The 20786-nt window shown below is 46.8% G+C and carries 2 protein-coding genes; both read right to left on the reverse strand.

The features are described from left to right. Positions 1-106: 106 nt before the first annotated feature. Positions 107-4819: an amino acid adenylation domain-containing protein gene (locus tag ACKKE8_RS17370; protein ID WP_409174178.1), complete on the reverse strand. Its 4713-nt coding sequence runs from the start codon at positions 4817-4819 to the stop codon at positions 107-109. 16 nt (positions 4820-4835) lie between these two features. Further along, a complete protein-coding gene (locus tag ACKKE8_RS17375) occupies positions 4836-20390 on the reverse strand; it encodes an amino acid adenylation domain-containing protein (RefSeq protein ID WP_409174179.1) in 15555 nt (5184 codons plus the stop codon). Between the last annotated feature and the right edge of the window lie 396 nt (positions 20391-20786).

Here is a 20786-nt window from a genome sequence, read left to right on the forward strand (position 1 = left end):
GTGAATATCTATTTCGGCAAGATGAACCCGCTACGCCTCACGGACAATAAATCCGGAATAGAGCGGAATCCATCTGCCGATTTCCAATACGATGCCTAGGCGACTCTTAGCGTATGACTAGAGGCATTCCTATCAATTTTTTTGCTTCCTCCTCCAAGATCACTCGCAGCTTCCTTTCATCCTCGCGATATGGCAAAGCCATAAAAATAGTCATTTTGCCCATGGATGTATAGGAGGCCTCAAAGAGAATACGTTTCTTTATAAACAGGTGATCGTATTCACTCGGTTGACTCTTGTTCTGCTCACCCAGAAAGTTGCAAATAATAGGTGTCATCTGCATGGATCGGATGAGTGAGTGATTGGAAAGAGGATAGTTTTCCGTTACATCAGGATTTTGCACGAGATTGGTGAAATGGATGTTCCCTTCCTTTGCGAGATCCAACCGGACTTTCACATACGTTTCCACCTCATCCAGACTCCACGCTGGATCAATATGAAGCGGAATATGATCGATGCACTCGCCAAGCACATCGAAGAAATGGTTCCCCATAAAGGATCTGCCAAAGTTCATGAGGAAGATGGGTGCCTTGTGGACTCCATAACTTCTTTCACAAAATCTTGCTAAAAGAGCAATCGGAATCCGCGCATTTTCTGTCTCCTGCGGGTTGTCCATATCCAGTTCGCAGGTAACAATCGTGTATCCGTCCAAAGCAGATGAAGATGGAAGCTGTCTTTCTATGGACAAAAGACTATTCTCAAATGCGTGAAGGTCAAATTCCTCCATGATCTGCTGATCTTCGATACCAACTGGACCTTTGGTAATTTGCCGGACGAAATCCCAATACGTATTCCGATCATTTCCCGAGAGGTCTGTACCATTCTCCAACGCTTCGTAATACAGGTTCATGTCGTTTTGCAGAACCTCACTGCTAATAAAATCAAAAATGAGATGCGATGCCGGGAATATGAACGAGTACTCTTTCTCGCTCTCTTTCAGCAAGATCACTTTGTAAGACAAGGAACCGATCGAATCATGCTGCTTGTAAAAATACTCGCTCAGCAAAAGATGACGCACCGCTTCTTTTCTTTCATCCGACCCGCCCGATACATCAACAACAGGAAGCGCAATTTCACTTGGGCAAGGATACTCTTTCCAATATGGCTCTTCTTCCTCAAAAGCCAGCGTGCATCGAAGTAAATGATGCCGCTCCAGGATGTCAAGAAAGGCCTTTTCCAGTGTCTTAGGATCGATCATCCGCTCAAAGCGAATCACTGTTCCAGAAATGTCCTTTTCCTGTACATGATAGCGCTGTGAAGGTGACATCGGCTGTCTGATAAAAGTCTGCTGATTAACGATCGCCTCCGAATACTGAAGGAGCTTCTGATCGAGGTCGTTGACGAGGCGCTCCTGCCATGACAGGGTTTCCTTCTCATCAAGTGTAGCCTCTTGGAAATGATTCTTCTCTTTTTCCCATGCTTTTTGCGAGAGATCCAGATATTGAATGGCGTGCGGCTGAATCGCAGGATCACAAGACCTACGCAATAAGGACAGTATTTCTTGGTGTTGGTCCCGCGCATTTTCCTCCACGTACAGAACAGCTCGGTGCTTGCTGCCGAAGGGCACCTCTACATAGTTGCTTCGTACTTGAAAATGCGCGTAGATCAAGGTTTCCAGCTCTTTTTTATCTTGCGCTTTTGTGGTGCGAATCCGGTTTATTGTATCTAAATATCCTGCTAGCGCTCTGACTGTATCGTATTGGAAGATCGTTTGAATCTTTACTTCTATTCCTTCCTTATGAAGTCGCGCTACCAGTTGGATTGCTTTGATAGAATGCCCGCCCAGATCATAAAAATGGTCATCCACACTGATTTCCTGTAGGTCGAGCACTTCTTTCCAGATTTCCGCCAGCCTAATCTCCTGCTCTGTAACCGGTGGATTCAGATGCTTATTTGCCTCCCGGATCATGACAGGCTCAGGTAATGCTTTCCGATCTATTTTTCCGTTCGGTGTTACAGGCATTCTCTCAAGGATGTGGATATACGTTGGTACCATATAGGCCGGAAGGGTGGCCAAAAGCTCCTGACGCAAATCTCTGTTCCACTCAGGCTGCTCCCATACCAGATAAGCGATCAGGCAGGCATCTCCCCCCTGCTCTTTTTTGGCCAACACGACCGCTTCCTTCACTCCTGCCTGGGATAGGATCACGTTTTCAACCTCATCAAGCTCGATACGAAAACCACGTATCTTGACCTGGTTGTCCATTCGCCCCAAATATTCCAGACTTCCATCCGCAAGCCATTTCACCATATCTCCCGTCTTGTAGAGCCTCGAACCAGCAATAAACGGATCTGCCACAAATTTCTCGTTCGTCAATTCCTCGCGATTGATGTAGCCATCAGCGACGCTAATGCCCGCGATAGCCAACTCACCAGGAATTCCCTGGGGCTGCAAATGACCGTGCGCATCCAGCACGTATACTTTTGTGTTGGCAATGGGCTTTCCGATTGGCACTTGCTGCGGCAGCCTCTCTTGCCCTTCATACGTCCACGTCGTTGCACAAATCGTTGTTTCGGTCGGACCGTATGCATTGATGTATCGGCAATGCGCGCTCCATTTATGGACGAGCTCCCAGTTTGCCGCGGAACCTGCGGTGATTAACGTTTTCAATTTCGGGAAATGTTCCGGCTCCAAATACGTCACAAAGGTAGGCGGAAGCGTCGCGACTGTTACTTCATGCCGTAGCAGATACTCACTGAAAGCATGCGGATCGAGTACGACATCCTTTGAAACAATAACCAATCTCGCCCCCGTCAATACCCCCATCGTAAACTCCCAGACAGAGGCATCAAAGGAGATGCTGGCAAACTGCAACACCTTGTCCTTTTGCGTGATACCGAGATCGTTGATGAAAAACTGCTGGAGGTTGGCGATTCCGACGTGATGCAGCCTTACCCCCTTTGGCTTCCCCGTTGACCCAGATGTATAAATGACGTAGGCCAGGTCACTGGAACGATGAAGGGTCTGTAGTGAAACATCGTTGTAAACGATCCTATCATCAAGATTGATCAACGTTGCTGCAGGGAGAACACGCTCTGCATACGCTGCAGTCGGATTATGGACCAAAACAATGCTAGCCCCGCTATCTTCGATCATATAGCTGATCCGTTCGCTCGGATGGTCGGTGCTAATTGGGAGAAAGGCACCGCCCGCTTTTAAAACGGCCAAGATGGCGAGGCTGTAAGCAGTAGAGCGCTCTACCATCACACCAACAATGCTGCCTGGTTGTACGCCTTTCTCACGCAGTACGTAGGCCAGCGCATCTGATTTGTCATCTAATTCCTGATACGTGTAGGTGCCTTCCTGATCGACCACGGCAATGTGATCCGGTCCCTTTTTGACCTGTTCCTTAAACAGCTGGTCAATGGTTCGCGATTGATCAACCAGCATCTCCGTGTCATTCCATTGCTGGAGAATGAGTGCCTGCTCCTCGTCCGTGATCATTTGCATTTTTGCAATCGGCTGGTCGGGGTTACGGACGACACTTTGGATCAATTGATTCAAATGCGCTCGTACTTTATGCAGGTAGGCATCGCTGTAAGCAAGTGCATTATAGATAAAGTGAATTTCTAATTCCTTTCCGGGAATAATGCACAAGTTGAAGTCGTAGCTGGTTTGCTCATATCCTTGGACATCCGTGATTCCGAATAAGCCGCCTTTTCCATCTTCGTCGAATGCCTCCTCCGTCAATGGATAGTTTTCAAAGACCATGAGATGCTGAATCAGGTTTTGTTTTAATGCGGTTTCGGACTGAATATCCGCCAGAGACAAGTATTGGTAGCTACTTGTGGCTGTGAAGAATTGTTGCACCTGCCCGAGTAACTCCGAAAATGTCTGTTTGCCTTCACTGCGAATCCGCATTGGGATCGTATTGACAAACAACCCAACCATTTCTTCCACGCCAACGAGCTCAGTGGGACGTCCTGAAACGACTGATCCGAAGACAACATCATTGGCATAATTGTATCGTTGCAGCAACAATCCCCAGAGGGAATGAAAGACGATGCTCAGTGTCACATCATTTGATCTCGCTATTTGCTCCAAACGGGCAGTCGTTTCCCGATCAATGCGGAACACGATCGCTTCTCGTTGGTACCCCTTACCGGTTGAAATGTATTCAACCGGTAAAGGAGATTGCTGATCAAATCCATCCAAGCTATCTCGCCAGAACGAGAGCCCTTCTTGTTTATTTTGCTTGCCAAGCCAAGTGACATAGCTACTGAAGGAATACGGTGGAGCCAGCTCAGCCTTCTTATTTTGAAGATAAGAGCGATAGATATGGAAAAAGTCTTTTGCGACAATCCCCAAGCACCAGCCATCCATAATAATATGGTGGAAGCTCCACACCATCTTGTATTTCGATTCACTCAATTTCATAACGGTCATCCGAAACAACAGATCCTTTTCCAGATCAAATCTCTTGCCCCGATCCCTTACAAGAAATTGCTCCACAAATGCTTCTTGTTCATCCTGGGTCAGGTCAGAGATGTCCTCGATCTGAATAGCTGCTTCTCTTTGCTTCAACACGATTTGCAGAGGCTTTTTACTTTCTTTATAGTGAAAGACTGTTCGCAGGATATCGAATCTTTCGACGAGGTCGCGAAAGCTCTGATCAAGGAGATCAAGCCGCAACGACTCCTCCATCGTAATCACCGTTTGTTCGAAGTGAACCTCTGATTCAGGATGAAGGATAAAGTGATACAGCATGCCTTCTTGCATAGGTGTCAAGCGGTATATATTTTTTATCTGAACACCATTCAAACCTCATCACCATCTATCATTGAATTTTTTCACCCAGCAGTTGGGAAAGATGATCTAATTCCTCAATGGACAGCTCATCGTATGTGAAATCTGTTGGGCTTTGCTCTACTGACTCTTTCGATAAGCAGTGCGTAATAATTTCTACGATCTTATCTCGGTAGGCATCCACGAGGCGCTGAATGGTTCCTTCTTCAAACTCTTCACGATGATACGTAAAAGTAAGTGTCAGCTTGCGATTCACCACCATTCCATTCACATCAAGCGCAAAGGATCGAATGGCGGTCGGACTGATTTCTCGGCCCGTTGAAAGGGTGGAAGTCGTTATGCTGCCAGATTCCAAGTCTGTATCAAACTGTCCCAAGTAGTTAAAACTGATCTCGGGCTTTACCTGGAACGTTAACGGAACTTCGGTTTGTCTCGCGGACAGATACTGCAAAATACTGTATCCAACACCTTTGTTCGGCACACGTCGCAGGTTGTCTTTCACCATTTTGATCTGGTAGCCAACGGATTCCGATCGGCTCATATCCAGTACAAATGGATACTGGGCTGTAAACCATCCGACGGTGCGTGAAACATCGATGTCCTTCACGATCTCTTCTCTGCCGTGTCCCTCCAGATTGACGAGTACATGATCTATCCCCGCCCACTCTTTTACCGCCAAACCTAACGCCGTAAGCAACAAATCATTCACTTCCGTGTTATAAGCCTGGTGGCTCTGCTTCAGCAGCTTTTCTGTGTAGGCTTCATCAAGCTCGATGGTGACATCTGTTGTATCTTGCATAAGCGGTGCTTCGATCTTTTCCGCCTTTGCCAGAGGAGAGAATGGCATTTCCTCGACCTGCTTCCAATATCCGATTTCTTGTTGAATCTCGCTTCCCCGCGCATATTTTTGCAATTCTTCTGACCATGTTTGATAGGAATCGGTTTTCATAGGCAAAGCAGGCTCTTCTTCCTGCAGCAAGGAGTCATACACCGTATGGAAATCTTCTAGTAGAATCCGCCATGAGACACCATCGACAACGAGATGATGAATCACGATTAGCAAGTGATCTCCTGCATCTGTTCGGAAAAGGCCGAGATTTACCAACGCAGTATCCGTCAAATCGATCCCTTCCTGTATGAGCTGCGCTGCTTGCTCTATCTCCTCTACGTTTTGAGCCGAAAACTCCCTGATCATTATGGGAACCAGGCACTCGTCCAGTTTCCGATGTTCCTGGACAATGTCCGACTCATTCATTTGGAATTTCATTCGCAAAGCATCATGATGCTCAATCAGCTTCGTAAATGCTTGTTGAACCAGCTTTGGATCGAAGCCAGCTTCTCTGAACAACATGACAGATTGATTGTAATGATGAGGGTTCTGATGGTTTTGTTCAAAGAAGTTCATCTGGATTGGTGTCAACGCTACGGTTCCCATTACAGGTCCTTGATCAATTTGTCTGGTCAGCGGCTGGAGATATCTTACTGCACTGCGAATACGCGGGTTTTGGAACAAGTCTTTCAATCGGAGCTCATACCCATGACTCCTCAATCTCGCTATCATCTGAAGAGCTTTAATGGAGTCTCCCCCAAGCTCAAAGAAGTTGTGTGTCACGCTTACTTGCGCAAGTCCCAGTACATCCTTCCAGATGGTGACCATGATTTGTTCTTGATCATCGGACGGCTCGACGATGTGTTCCTCCACCAAGAGAGAGCGATCAGGAAGAGGGAGTTTTTTCCGATCCACTTTTCCGACAGCGGTAATCGGCATAGCGTCTAGTCGAACGAAGAAAGCCGGGATCATGTAATCGGGCAAATCTTTAGCGAGCAAGTCCCTCCACTCGTCAGCCGCAAGCTCATGCTCTGTCACAATATACGCGCATAAGTACTTGCTTCCATTTTCCTCTTCTCTGGCGATAACGATTGCTTCTTTTACCTGTTCTAGCGAAAGCAGCTTGCTTTCAATTTCCCCTGGCTCGATTCGGTATCCCCTGATTTTGATCTGGAAATCCTTTCTCCCCAGGAAGTGGATGTTTCCATCTGGTAAATAGACAGCCAAATCTCCTGTCTTATACATTTTTTCATAGCCGGGTTCCGCGTATGGATTATCGACAAAACTTTGTCTCGTTAGCTGCTCGTTATGCAAATAACCTAATCCAAGCGGCATGCCTGAGATGAAGATTTCTCCAGGGACACCTATCGGCACTCGCTTTCCGTACGCATCGAGAAGAAGGATTTTCGTGTTGAATATCGGTTTTCCAATCGGAATACGATCTTCCTCTCCCGTAATTTGGTAGGCAATGCATCCGATACTGGCTTCTGTCGGGCCATACAAATTCGTCGGTGATACAAACTGGAATATTTTCAGGAATTTGGAAACCGCGGACGGAACAATTTCCTCGCCGCCGATAATGATCTTTTTGAGCGATTGTAATTTGCCCTGCAGTTCGAGGTTTTCAGCTAACTGATTTACGATCACATTAAAGACAGATGGGACGAAATCAGTTAAGGTAATTTGTTCGTCTTCAATGATTCCAGCCATGTAATCAGCCGAGACTGTCATCCCTGTAGTAGGCAAGACCGTTTTTCCGCCATTGGTCAGCGGCCAGAAGAATTGCCAAATGGCACTGTCGTATACATGGTTGGTGGTCTGAAGGACAGATTGCGCTGCGTCCAGTCCAAAGTAATCATCCATCCAGAGGAAACGGTTGACGATCCCTCTATGCGGTACGACGACTCCTTTTGGTTTGCCTGTTGAACCAGAAGTAAAAATGACATAGATGGGGTCTTCCAGCGATACGGACAGATTCAGATTTTCGGCTTCCGTTGTCAGGTGCCCCAGATCAATCGCGACCAAATTCGCTCCCAAATCCGTTTCCGTAAAGGAATGGTCAGATTCTACGTATACGAACTCGCTACCCAGCTCGGCAATAACAGACTGGAGTCGATCGACAGGCCACTGAATGTCCAGTGGTGAAAACGCTGCTCCCGTCTTCATTACACCCAATAACGATACGACCAATTCCAGACTTCTTTCCATAAGCACAGGTACATACTTGCCTTTTCCTATACCGCGTTTCAGCAGATCAGAAGCGACTGCATTGGCTTTCTCGTTCAATTGTTGGTAAGTGATTGTCGAGCCTTGATAGGAAACGGCGATTCGATTTGGATAAAGTCTGGCTGATTCCTCGATGGCAACATGGATCGGTTGTACCACAGGATACTCCCGCTTCGTATCATTACTGAGCTTCTCCAAAAACTGCACTTCTTCCGGAGACATGAGGTCAATCTCGCCCACAAGAATATCCATGTTCGCAGCTACCTGCCGCAGTACATTGGTAAAATGGCTGATAAAACGCTCCATCGTTTCATGCTTAAACAGACTGGTGCTATATTCGCACTCCACAAAAAAGCTTTCATTTCTCGTCTCGACATTCATGACGATGTCTAGCTTGGATATTTTCGTTTGGAATGGATAAAGACTGACCTCTACCATGTTCCAGTCAAATGCCGTGTCTGCCACATTGTCATAGGAGAACATGGTGTCAAACAACGGATTCCTGCTTGGGTCGCGTCGAACTTGAAGCTTTTCTACCAGGTCTTCCAATGGATAATCCTGATGTTCAAACGCCAGTAGTGACTTCTCACTTAGCTCTTGGACAAACTCGCGGAACGTTTTGGTGCCTGTTGGATAATTTCGCAGTGCAAGCGTATTTACAAACATCCCCACTACATTTTGAATATCGGTGTGGTTACGTCCTGCCACTGGAGTCCCTACGACAATGTCCTCTTGTCCGGTATATTTGGACAGCAAAACGTTGTACGCTGCCAATAGAATCGAAAAGACCGTTACGTTTGCTTCCTTCGCCAAGTCGTGCAATCTGCGGGATACATCCGCCTTAATCTCGCTTTCGACCGTACCCCCTTCAAAGCTTTGGAACTGCGGTCGCTGATAGTCCGTAGGCAGATTCATGACAGGTAGTTCCCCGTTGAATTCATCTATCCAGAACTTCTCCTGCTTATGCGACTGACCCGTCGTCTTGATCTGTTTCAACCAAGCCGAATAGTCCTTGTATTGAACGGTGAGTGGTTCTGGATTTCGCCCGTTATACAGTTGATTCAACTCATCAATCACAATGCTCACCGATGTTCCATCTGCTATGATGTGGTGCATGTCAATCAGGAGCAAATGCTTGTCCTCCATCAGCTTGACCAGCTTGACGCGCAATAATGGAGCCAGACTCAGTTCGAATGGTTGAATGAACGTCCGAATGAGATTTTCTATACTCTCAGGACTGTCCTCTGCTCGAGCATGATCGATGGCAAAACGGACAGAGTCATGGACAAATTGTTTAGGCTCACCATTTACGTAGTCAAAGGACGTACGGAACGCCTCATGCCTTTGGATGAGAGACTGGAATGCGTTTTCCAAGGCCGCAGAATCCAGCTGCCCGGAAAGTACCAGAGCGCCTGCCATGTTATAGGCCACACTCGTTTCATCGAGTGATTGAACCGTAAAAATCCTTTTTTGCGAAGGAGAGAGCTCATAATTCTCTTGTTCTCCAACGGCCTGAATCAAAGGCTTTTCTGCCTGTGTCGATTCAGAAATGACGTGGGCAAAACTTCTGACGGTAGGATTTTGGAAAACGGCTCGCAGCGGAATTTCTACCTGCCACTCCTTATTTACTTTGGCAAGAAGAATGGCAGCATGCAGAGAATGTCCACCGATTTCAAAGAATCGATCCAGAACGCCCACTCGTTCGATCCCCAAGACCTCTTGCCATATTCCCGCAAGTTTTCTTTCATTTTCTGTCGCAGGCTCTACGTATTCCTCAGAAACCAGCTTAGAAAGATCCGGTTCAGGCAAGGCATTACGATCGATTTTGCCGTTTGGCGTAACAGGCAACTCTGCCAATTGGATGATAAAGGTTGGCACCATGAACTCAGGCAGGGAATCGGCTAAAAAGCCCTTGATTTCGGACGCACTTGCTTCCTCATCCGTCGTGTAATAAGCGCATAATACAACGGATTCATCTCCCTTTGTCTTCGGGAGCACAATGGCATTACGAACCTTTTCATGCCGTAGCAGCTGATTTTCGACTTCGCCCAGCTCCACACGGTATCCACGAATCTTCAATTGGTAGTCCGAACGACCAACAAACTCCATATTTCCATCTGCCATCCAGCGCACAATATCGCCGGTCTTATACATGGTCTCACCAGGACGGAAAGGATTTTGGATGAAGCGCTCACGGGTTAATTCCTCTCGGTTCAGATAACCCCGCGCAACACCTGCTCCCCCGATATATAGTTCACCGTACACGCCTACCGGCTGTGGTCGCAATTGTGAATCCAACACATAAAATTCTGTGTTTTGCAGCGGTTTTCCGATCGGAACATTTCCGGTTGTCATTTCGGTATCGCCAGCCATTTCGAAGTAGCTGGAATCAATAGCAGCCTCCGTGACTCCATAGCTATTGATGATTTTGATCTGCCCGAAACGCTCGACCAAACGGACAAACGCTTCGCTTTGGCATGTATCCGAACCAAGAATCAGCAGTTTCAGATGAGTGAGCGGCAATCCATTTTGATAAATGTACTCCATAAAAGGAAGAACAAGAGCAGGTGTTGATTCAAACAAGGAAATTTCATACCGGGTCAACCACTGATAAAGAGCCGGAAGATCAATCCTTACATCACTGGGACAAATCACCAAATGCCCACCATGCAGCAAGGCCCTGCACAAATCCCCTGCAAACACGTCAAAAGAGAAACTCGCCATCTGCAAGAGATTCACATTCATCTGTTCTAGTTCGTACTCGTACCGCCATGTATTGGCTACACTCACCAGATTGCGATGCTCGATCATGACCCCTTTGGGTTTGCCAGTAGTGCCGGATGTATAAATGATATAAGCGAGATCGCTCGGTCCGGAGATGGCGTCGAGATTGGACGAATCCTCCCTGTAACTGGCCTCTGCGTCCAGATCGATAATGGCGCCGCTGAACTCTACTCCGCTCTGCCCATTTTGATTGACCAGCATGACCTTTGCCTGACTGTCTTCCAGCATGAACGAAATGCGGTCCTTCGGATACTGAGGATCAATCGGAACATAGGCACCACCCGCCTTCATGACTGCCAGAACAGCGACGACCATGTTAATCGAGCGTTCTGCCAAAATCGCAACGCAGCTGTTTGGTTTTACACCCTGATCACGCAGAGTCCGTGCCAAGCGGTTCGCTTTCGCATTCAGTTCCTGATAGCTGATCTGCTCTTCCCCGTAAGAAACAGCGACTTGCTCTGCATGTCGTATTGCTTCTGCCTCAAACCATTCATAGAACGTTGGATGGAGAGGAGCGGGTATTTGCTTTCTCGCTTGATTAAAGTCGGCAACAACCTGCTTGACGTCTTCGCTGGACAAATACTCCAAATCAGCTAGGCAACTCTCATTCGATTGCAGAATGGAGTGAAGAATCTTGGCAAAGTGATTGGCCATTCGCTCAACCGTATCGCGTTTAAACAAATGAGTGCTGTAATCAAATTGGCAAGTGAGCGTTGTCCCATCGTCATGGACATCAAGACTGAGATCAAAGAGGGACACACCTTTTGGATATTCATACGTCGTGACTTTGAAATCGTCTGAAGCCACGTCGTCAAAGGACTCATAATGGTAATCAAACATGGTATCAAATAGAGGATTGCGGCTCAAATCTTTGTTAAGTTGAAGAGCATCAACCAGTTTTTCAAACGGGTACTCCTGGTTTTCAAAGGCACGTATGGCTTGATTTTTCACTTCTTTCAGGAAATCCGTAAAGGTCTTGCTTCCTGTTGGATAGTTTCGGATAGCTAACGTATTTACAAACATGCCCATCATTCGTTCCAAATCAGGGTGTTGTCTTCCCGCCACAGCAGAACCGACAATCAGCTCCTCCTGCCCCGTGTATCGATAAAGAAGTACATTGTAAGCAGCAAGCAAGACCATATACAAGGTCGTGTCAGTTTCCCTAGCCAATTGGAGCAACTGTTTCCTGACTTCCTCACCGATCCCCATCGTCAAGCGGTCACCTTCAAAGGATTGAACCGGCGGTCTTTGGTAATCAATAGGAAGCTTTAATACCGGGAGTTCTCCTTGGCCAAATTGCTTAAGCCAGTACTCCTTTTGAGCCAAGAGCTCTTCTGACTGCTCCCTCTCTTGCTCCCATGCCACGAAATCTTTATATGTCACGCTGAGCTTGGGCAGTGATTCTCCTCTATACGTATGGAGCAGCTCACGGATAAACAGAGAGACCGAATAGCCGTCCGAAATAATGTGATGCATGTCCACAGCCACAATGAAGCGTTTGGCTGACACTTGGAAGATTTTCGCCCGAATAAGCGGTGCTTTGCTGAGATCAAATGGCTGGATAAAGGTACGAATCGCCTCATTTACATCCTCTTCGGACAATTGTTCGACCTCAATATCCAATAGCAAATCGTCATGTAAAACTTGCACAACTTCATTATCTCTGATGACAAAGTTGGTCCGGAAAGACTCGTGCCTTTGCACAACCTGTTGCAAAGAGTGAATCAGACGATCAAGTTCCAGTTCCCCATCCAATTGTAAGTAGCCGGATAGGTTATAGGCGGTTCCTCCATCCAGACCTTGGAGGATGTACATTCTTTTCTGTGCGGAAGAAGCCTTATAGTATGGCTGCAACTCGCATGAGCGAATGGGTGTAAAAGCTTGGTGCTTTGACGAGTCTACATATTTGGCTAATTCACGTATCGTCTGCGATTGAAAAATTTGATGCAAAGGAATTTGCACATGGCATTCCTTGTAGATTCTGCTGAGCATGACAGTCGCTTGTAAGGAGTTCCCGCCTTGTTCAAAAAAGTTATCATCCAGATACATCGGGGAACTTCCCAAGATTTCTTGCCAAATCACCCTGATGGTCTCTTCGGTCGCCGAACCAGCCGGCTCTATTTCTCTGTCTCTCGTGCTTACTGCAAGTCGATCGGATGACTGGATGATTTGGATTTCTCCATTTCCTAGTGGAACAGCAGATTTCGTTGTTCGCCGCCAATGAGACGGGTCTGCCTGTTCGAATCCCCCATCAGCCAGATACACCTGTCCGACCGCACCCACAGGGGCTAATTGCTGATACTGATCCAGGACATAGAGGGAAGCTCGTCCTACTCGATCATCTGGCACATCCTGCAAAAGTTCTGCCCATTCCGCTGCATATTTGGTCAGGTTGCCACTGGATTCGCGTATCATTGTTTCCATCTCGTCGGGCTGTAAAAGCGAAAGTGCATGAATTTTTTCCTGATCGTCTTCTGCAATACGATGCAAAAGATTGGCAAAGTAGACGCCCCACTGGCGAAGAATCTCCGTGGTTACTACCCCGCTTCGTGCATCCACATCAACAACAAGCTCTCCGCCCACTTCTGTCACGTTGACAAAAAGATCGTACTTGCTGTAAATGATTCGATTGGGCAACAGCGTAGCCTTCATTTGAGCAAAAGTCAGGTTATGAAGCGGTCGATCCATATTGAACAACACAGAAAGCTCTGGCAAGTTTTGAGGCGGTAAATTCTCAGCTAATGCTGCAAAGGAGTAGGCTTGATGCTTTTCCATCTCCGCAACCGCCTGTTTCACCCGGGACAAATAATCCGCAGCCGTATCATTGCCGTCAATTTCCGTGCAAATCGGCAAAAGATTAACGCAGTTTCCGATCAAGGACACTTTGCCAATATGGGATTGACCCGCAGTAGGAATCGCAACAACCATTTTTCTATTTCCAAGAATGCGATGAAGGAAGAGGTTAAAAGAAGCCAGTAAGGTAATAAACAGACTGTTCTTGTTTTGAATGCTTCTCTTTCTTGCCTTCCTTGTGATGCTGCTATCGATCTTGAAGGTAATTCGCTCGCCTGTAAAAGATGGTTTTCCCGTTTCTCGTTGCTCTAAAGGAAAAACGAGCTTGGGGATTGGATCTGCGAATTTTTCGTTCCAGTATGCGAGTGCGTCCTGAAACGCTGGATTCTGCATCTGATCTTCTTGCCAATTTCGGTACGTAGAAAACGGTGTAGAAGGCTCGAGCGATATAGGTCGTTTCTGTGTAAGGGCCGAGTAGATATCATCCAGCTCTTTTATAAAAACAGCCATGGACCATCCATCCGCAATCATATGATGGAAGGTGTAGGAGGTTAGGAATTTGGCGGGAGCCAGCTTGATGACACTTACCCGATACAGGGGGTCCTCAGAAGACAGTTCAAATGGTGTGCCTGTTTGTTCATCCAACAGCTGATTCCTTTTTTCTTCCTGTTCCCCGTATGAAAGGTGGCTCAAATCCACGAATCGAACACGTATGTCCCTCTTGGGCAGTACCACTTGATACTCTCCATTGGAATCAATGATGGTTCGCAACGCTTCATGACGATCCACCATAGTTTGGACAGCCTGCTCAAACACAGGGATATCAAGCACACCCTCCACCTGAAGGGAGATCGTCTCGTTAAAAGCTGCAGATGCTTCCACGCGATATTTGACTGCAAACCACATTTGTTTCTGTTCAGGGCTAAGAGGGAGCTTCAGTTGTTCCCCCACACTTTCCACAAGCATTGCCTCTGGCTTCTGTCCATCTCGTCTCGTAAAGTTTGTCATTTCGACGACTTGATTTTGTTTGCGTCCTCCACTCGGAGAAGTTGGGGGTGGCTCCGGCAAAAAACCTCCTCGCCTCAGATCATCAATACTTTCCTTCACCGCATGGATCAATCTCTCGATATCCTCATCAGTATGAGCAGTGGAAAGGAAGCAATTTCTGCCCTCCCAAATATAAATGCCCTTGCTAATCAGATGATAGAAGAACAATTCTATATCGGTAAACGATACGAAGCGGAACAAGGAACCGCAATTAATCATCTGGATGGGAATCTGTTCGTTCTTAAAATACGCGTTAAGTGTTTCTACCAAGTAGAGGGTCTTTTGAGTCAGCGCTTCCTGAAGCTTCGGCCCCTGTTCCTTCAAATATTCAAGAGTAGCGATCGCAGCATGCATCGTCAGTGGATGCGTGCAAAACGTTCCGCCCACAAACGTCTTTTTCTCGGCATTTACCGGGTAAGAATGATCCCCAAAATTCCAGGTTCCCCCGTCTACTGCATCCATGAACGCAGCTTTACCGGCTACAACACCGATCGGCATGCCACCACCCGGAACTTTTCCATACGTAACGAGGTCTGCTTCTATTCCATACCACGCCTGTGCGCCACCAAGATGTATGCGGAATCCCGTAATGATTTCGTCAAAAATAAGGGCAGTGCCTGATTGTCTTGTAATCTCTCTGACTTCCTTCAAGAATTCCACTGGCTGCAGATCTGGACGGCGGCTTTGAACAGGCTCGACTAATACTGCTGCCAGTTCATGTGCATGTTTTTTGATCAGCTCGATTGATTTTGGATGGTTGTAGTTTAAGACCAGCACGTCATCCACCGTATGCTGAGTAATACCTGGTGCCATCGGTATGGCCTTCCCGTCCTGAGACTCAGGATCAGCGACAGTCAGAATGCCGTCAAAAGTACCGTGATAGGAGCCGGAAAATAATGCGATTTTTGAGCGGCCTGTAACAGCTCTAGCCAAGCGCAGTGCCACCATTACTGCTTCTGTCCCCGAATTGTAAAAGGCGACACGCTCTACTCCGGTAAGCTCGCTGATTAATTCTGCTACCCTTCCAGCTACATCCGACATAGGACCCAGCGGAGGCAGATCAGATTGAATCTGCTCCTCCAGCTTTTTCATGATAAATGCGGGATTATGACCGAGCAGGTTTACACCGAAACCCATCGTCAGATCGACATATTCATTCCCATCCAGATCCCACATTTTTGAACCAGCTGATGCTTGTGTAATGATCGGATAGACCATTTCCTTCCAATACGAACGGAATCCAGACACATTCCGATTGTTGGCATGGACAAATCGGTGCTCTTGCGTATACTTCTTGGAGTGCTTTGTCTTTTCCGTATAGCTTTGAATGAATGCGTTCAGATACTCTCTTTGTGTCGGTGTAAAATTGCCTCGTTCACCGATCATCAGTGGCTGATACGGTATAAATGGCTTCTGGCGTTCCTCTTCCTTCACCTTGACGGGCGGTTTTACTTCAGGTTTCTTGCTCACGGGAGCAACAGGCACAGATTCAGCTTGTTGCTTTGGTACATAGCTTTGTTCTTGATTCAACAGCTCCAATTGCTTTTGTAACAACGATGCCATTTGGTTTTGGTGCTCAGACAAGAGCGAAATCTGCTTTTCGATAATGGTTTCAACGGCCCCTGTGCTTCTCGAGACTGGCAATTTCATGGTTTGTTCGCTCGGCTCTGATTGTTGACTATTGTGAACGTCATTCTGTTCCACAACTACGTTTGCTTTCGGTTGCTCGATTGTCATCCATTCCATTTGTTTGGCTGAAGCCACAGCCGGGCTACTGGATAGCTCCAGAGCGATGTGCGCTGCTAGCTTATCAACGCTGGTAATGGTTTCAAACAACTCCTGGGCCGGAATGACCACTCCAAACTTTTCTTGAATTTCTCGATTGATTTGTACGAGCATAATAGAATCCAAGCCTAGCTCCAGAAAATGAAGGGATGGATCAATTTCATCTACAGCAAAACCTGAAGCATGATGAACCAACTCTTTCAGAACTTTTGCGATTGGCGCAGTTCCTATCTCTGACACAGTAGCACCTCTGTTTCCGCTAATAGTATTCATCTGTTCTGGAATGATGCTGATCACATCATCTGTAATCCAAGAGCGAAGCTGATCGAAAGGATAAACCGGCAATGGCATTTTTCTTCTCTTTTTGCCATCTCTGTAGAACTCATCCCAGTCAACCGTAGCTCCCTGTACATACAAATCGCATAATGTCGTTGCATACGAATACTTCATTTCTGTACTCGCCATGCGGTACTTTTCCTGCACATCCCGAGCGGATTGACTCAACAGATGAACGGTTTCTTCTGGAACGCGCTTTTTACCAGGTGAGTAAACAAAAACATCTCGATCACTTTCAAGCCGGACCGCCAATCGGTCGAGCTTTTGTTCGAAATCGCTGCGACTATGCAAAATGAGTGCAATCCGATAGGGAAGCGTTTCTCTCCCGGTATTTGCCGTATAGCATAAATCAGACAGAGAAAGCGGTCCGCAGGTAGCAAGAAACTCCCGGTATTTCTGAATCAGACGTTGAAGGGCTGACTCGGATTTGGTCGACAAGGTAAACACTTGCACCTCATCTGAGACTGTCATCTCCGTTTCATTAACCGGCACATACTCTTCCAAGATAACGTGGCTATTGGTCCCGCTAAACCCAAACGAGCTAACCCCGCATCTCCTCGGATGTCCATCTGTTTCCCATTTTTCCAGTCTGTTTTGCACATAGACTGGCGACTTTTCAAATGCGAAATTCCGATTCGGTTTCTGGAAATGGACGAGGGCCGGCAGCTCTTTGTGTTTTAACTGCAAAGCAGCCTTAATCAAGCCAGCGATTCCCGCTGCTTCATATAAATGCCCAATATTCGCTTTGACAGTGCCGATTCCACAAAACTGTTTTTTCTGTGTATATTGGCGGAATGCTCTCTGAATTCCGTCCAGCTCAACGGGGTCCCCCAGCTTTGTGCCCGTTCCATGCGCCTCTATATAGCTAATCGTTTCCGGGTCGACTTGTGCATCCTCCCAAGCGTCTACGATCAATTCTGCCTGGGCCTGTGAGTTCGGTGCGGTAATCCCGACTGTAACGCCGTCTTGATTAACAGCGCTTCCCTTAATCACGGCATAGATGTGATCCCCGTCCTCGATGGCTTTTTCCAAAGGCTTTAACAGAACAGTAGCTACGCCTTCGCCCCAACCCGTTCCATCAGATTGATCATCAAACGCCCTTGAACGGTTGTCAGAGGATTCCATTCCAATTCCAGCCTTCAGCGCCAGCAGAATGGTTTTGACTCCACCTGCCAATGCCATCTCACAATCACCGTTTTGGATAGCCTTGCACGCCATATGAACCGCAACCAAGGAAGAAGAGCAGGCTGTATCCACAGTGACAGCAGGGCCGCGCAAATCAAGCAAGTGCGAAATGCGGCTTGCAATAATGGAAGGAAGGTTGCCTACTGCATAAGAGGGCAAATCTTTGGGACTTACCACTGACAAGAGGCGTTCGTAATCATATCCTAACTTGGAAAATCCGACATACACCCCTACTTTTTCCCCTGAAAGCTTGTGCCCGCCATAGCCTGCATCTTCTAGCGTATTCCAAGCATTTTCTAGGAACAGCCTTTGGTTGGGGTCCATTAGCTTGGCTTCTTTGGGGGTGATCGAGAAGAACGAATAGTCAAACTTATCGATCTCCTCTAAATAACCACCCTCCACAAGGCTAGGATTGCCCTGCTCGCCTCTTACCAGCGATACATATTGTTCTGTGTCCTTTCGTCTCTGACCATGAAGCTCATGAATACAATCCTTTCCTTCCCGGATGTTTTGCCAAAATTGATCCACATCCTGAGCCTGCGGGAACTTGCAAGAAATCCCGATAATAGCGATATCCTTTTGTTTCTGTTGGCTCGTATCTGTCTCTTTTATGCGATCAGGCGCTTGATCGTCGTGGAAGAGACTGCGAGAAAGCTTGGAGATAGTCGGATAGGCAAACAAATCTGTTACCGCCAACGTGATCCCCATCTCTTCTTCTATCCGCCCTGCTAACTGGGTCAACTGCATAGAGGACACGCCTACGTCAAAATAACTGTCGTTTGGTCCCAATCTGTCTGTTTGAAGCACCTCGCGGCAAATGCCAAGCATTTGTTTTTCTAATTCTTCACGTAACTGAGGTGATTTATTGGTTCTCTCCTCTTTTACCTCTTCGGTGATTCGGCGTTGCATTTCCTCGGAAACATCGCGAAATACTCCAGACTGATACTCCCTAGCCACTCTATATCGTTCGACTTTTCCGCTCGTTGTTTTGGGGATGCGCTGAATCGGCAAGACCTCGCTTATTCTCCATCCTGTTCGCTCGTTCAAATGCGTTTTCACTTTCTTAGAAAGCGCAATGAACTCGTCTACGCTTTTCCGATGAAGGATAAACACAAGAATATCCTCTTCTTTGCTTTTCTCGTTGAATACCCCGCAGGCAACGACCTTCCCAAGCTCGACTCCTTCGACTTCTTCCGCAATCCGCTCAATATCATGCGGATAAACGTTTTGACCATTCACGAAGATGATGTCTTTCGCACGCCCCGTAATGACAAGACGTTCCTTTCGCATAAAACCTAGATCCCCTGTTCTGAGCCATCCATCAGCCGTCATTACATTTGCTGTGGCAGCAGGGTTGTTGTAGTATCCAGCGGTTACATTCTTCCCTCGAATCTGGATATGGCCAACAGTATCGCTTGGCAGCTCGTGATCCTCGTCATCACATATTCTTACCTCGCAAAAATCGATGGGGTAACCCACTTCTACCAGTGTGAGAGCTTCTGGATTTGTTTGATCCGTCATCTTGATTGGCTTTCCTACCTGGATAAAACGACGATCCAGAGAAAGCGTTGTAACATGCTGATTCTGATCAGGTATCGTTACTCCCACGGAGGCTTCAGCCAATCCATAGCACGGGAGCATGCTCGTTTTCTTTAATCCATATGGGCTCATCTGATCCAAAAAGTGATGGATCAATTCAGAAGCAATGGGTTCCGCTCCATTTAAAATCGTACGAAGTGTAGACAAATCCCACTCTTCTGCCACTTCCGGTTTAAACCTGGACAACACATATTTATACCCAAAGTTCGGAGAAGAAGAAATCGTCGCCTTGTGCTCGCTTACTTTCTTCAGCCATAGCGTAGGCCGCCTGATAAACAGTGAGGTATGAATAAAATAATGCTGAACTCCTGCATACAACGGGGATAAATGGAACCCGATCATCCCCATGTCATGAGTTAAGGGCATCCAGCTTAGGAAAGAGTCAGACTCAACCGTTCCAAGTCTGTTATTAATCGCCAGCACATTATGGACAAGGTTTTCATGCGTCAGGGTAACCCCTTTCGGATCTCCTGTAGACCCAGATGAAAATTGAATAAAGGCCACATGATCAGCAGAAGGATAATAGATGGTGCCCTTCTGTTCATTTTTCCCGGTCTCATCAAGCAGGAAAGACTTCGCCTTCAATGATTCCATTTCCGTCAGGTAGTTGTGTTTACTAAAAAAATCCTCCAGCCGTTTCCAGACGCTGTCCGTCGTAATCAGATACGGATTGATTAACGTCTTCCAAACCTTTAACAGCTTCAGACGATGCTCTTCGTTGTCCCCCACAGAGATAGGCACAGCGATAATTCCACCGAGTAAGCATCCCCAAAAAAGGCAGACAAACATTCGGAGATTACTATCCTCAATTTGAAAAACGACTTCATCACCAGGCTTGATTCCATTTTTTTGGAGGACAAATAAATAACCGAGGGCTTCTTCATACAATTCTTTATAAGAAACAAACACCTCATTCTGGTCTCCCAAAATGAAGGTAACGCCTTTATGGTCCTCGTTCTTCCACAATTCCAGCGCTTCTACTAATGTCTGAACAAAATGCAAAGCGTTGTTCCTCCCTTGTCCCGTGTTTGATAGTTTCTAGTACTTGCCTGGTGAGCATAACCACTCCAAATGCTCCCTCTTGCTCCCACGTGCATACAAGAGAAGTGAATTTCCCCAAGCTGTGACTCGCTGTACGAATCGCCTGTCTCCCGCTTTCTTTTCCGGGTAGCACATAAAGCTTGTACCCGATATAAGCAAACAGCTATTTCATTCTGAATATTAGGAACTTTTACCCGGAAACGATATCGCCACTTACTTTTATTCCCTTTTATTGATTTTTCTTGAAGTGTTAAACAGTAAGAAACCATCGCCATAATCAGATGGATGATTCTTGCCTTTTTCCAGGAATGGATGTATCAATCAATGATTTTTTTAAAATGGCTGGTTCTTTTGTCT

The organism is Brevibacillus fortis (assembly GCF_046196545.1).
Lineage (GTDB): Bacteria > Bacillota > Bacilli > Brevibacillales > Brevibacillaceae > Brevibacillus > Brevibacillus fortis_A.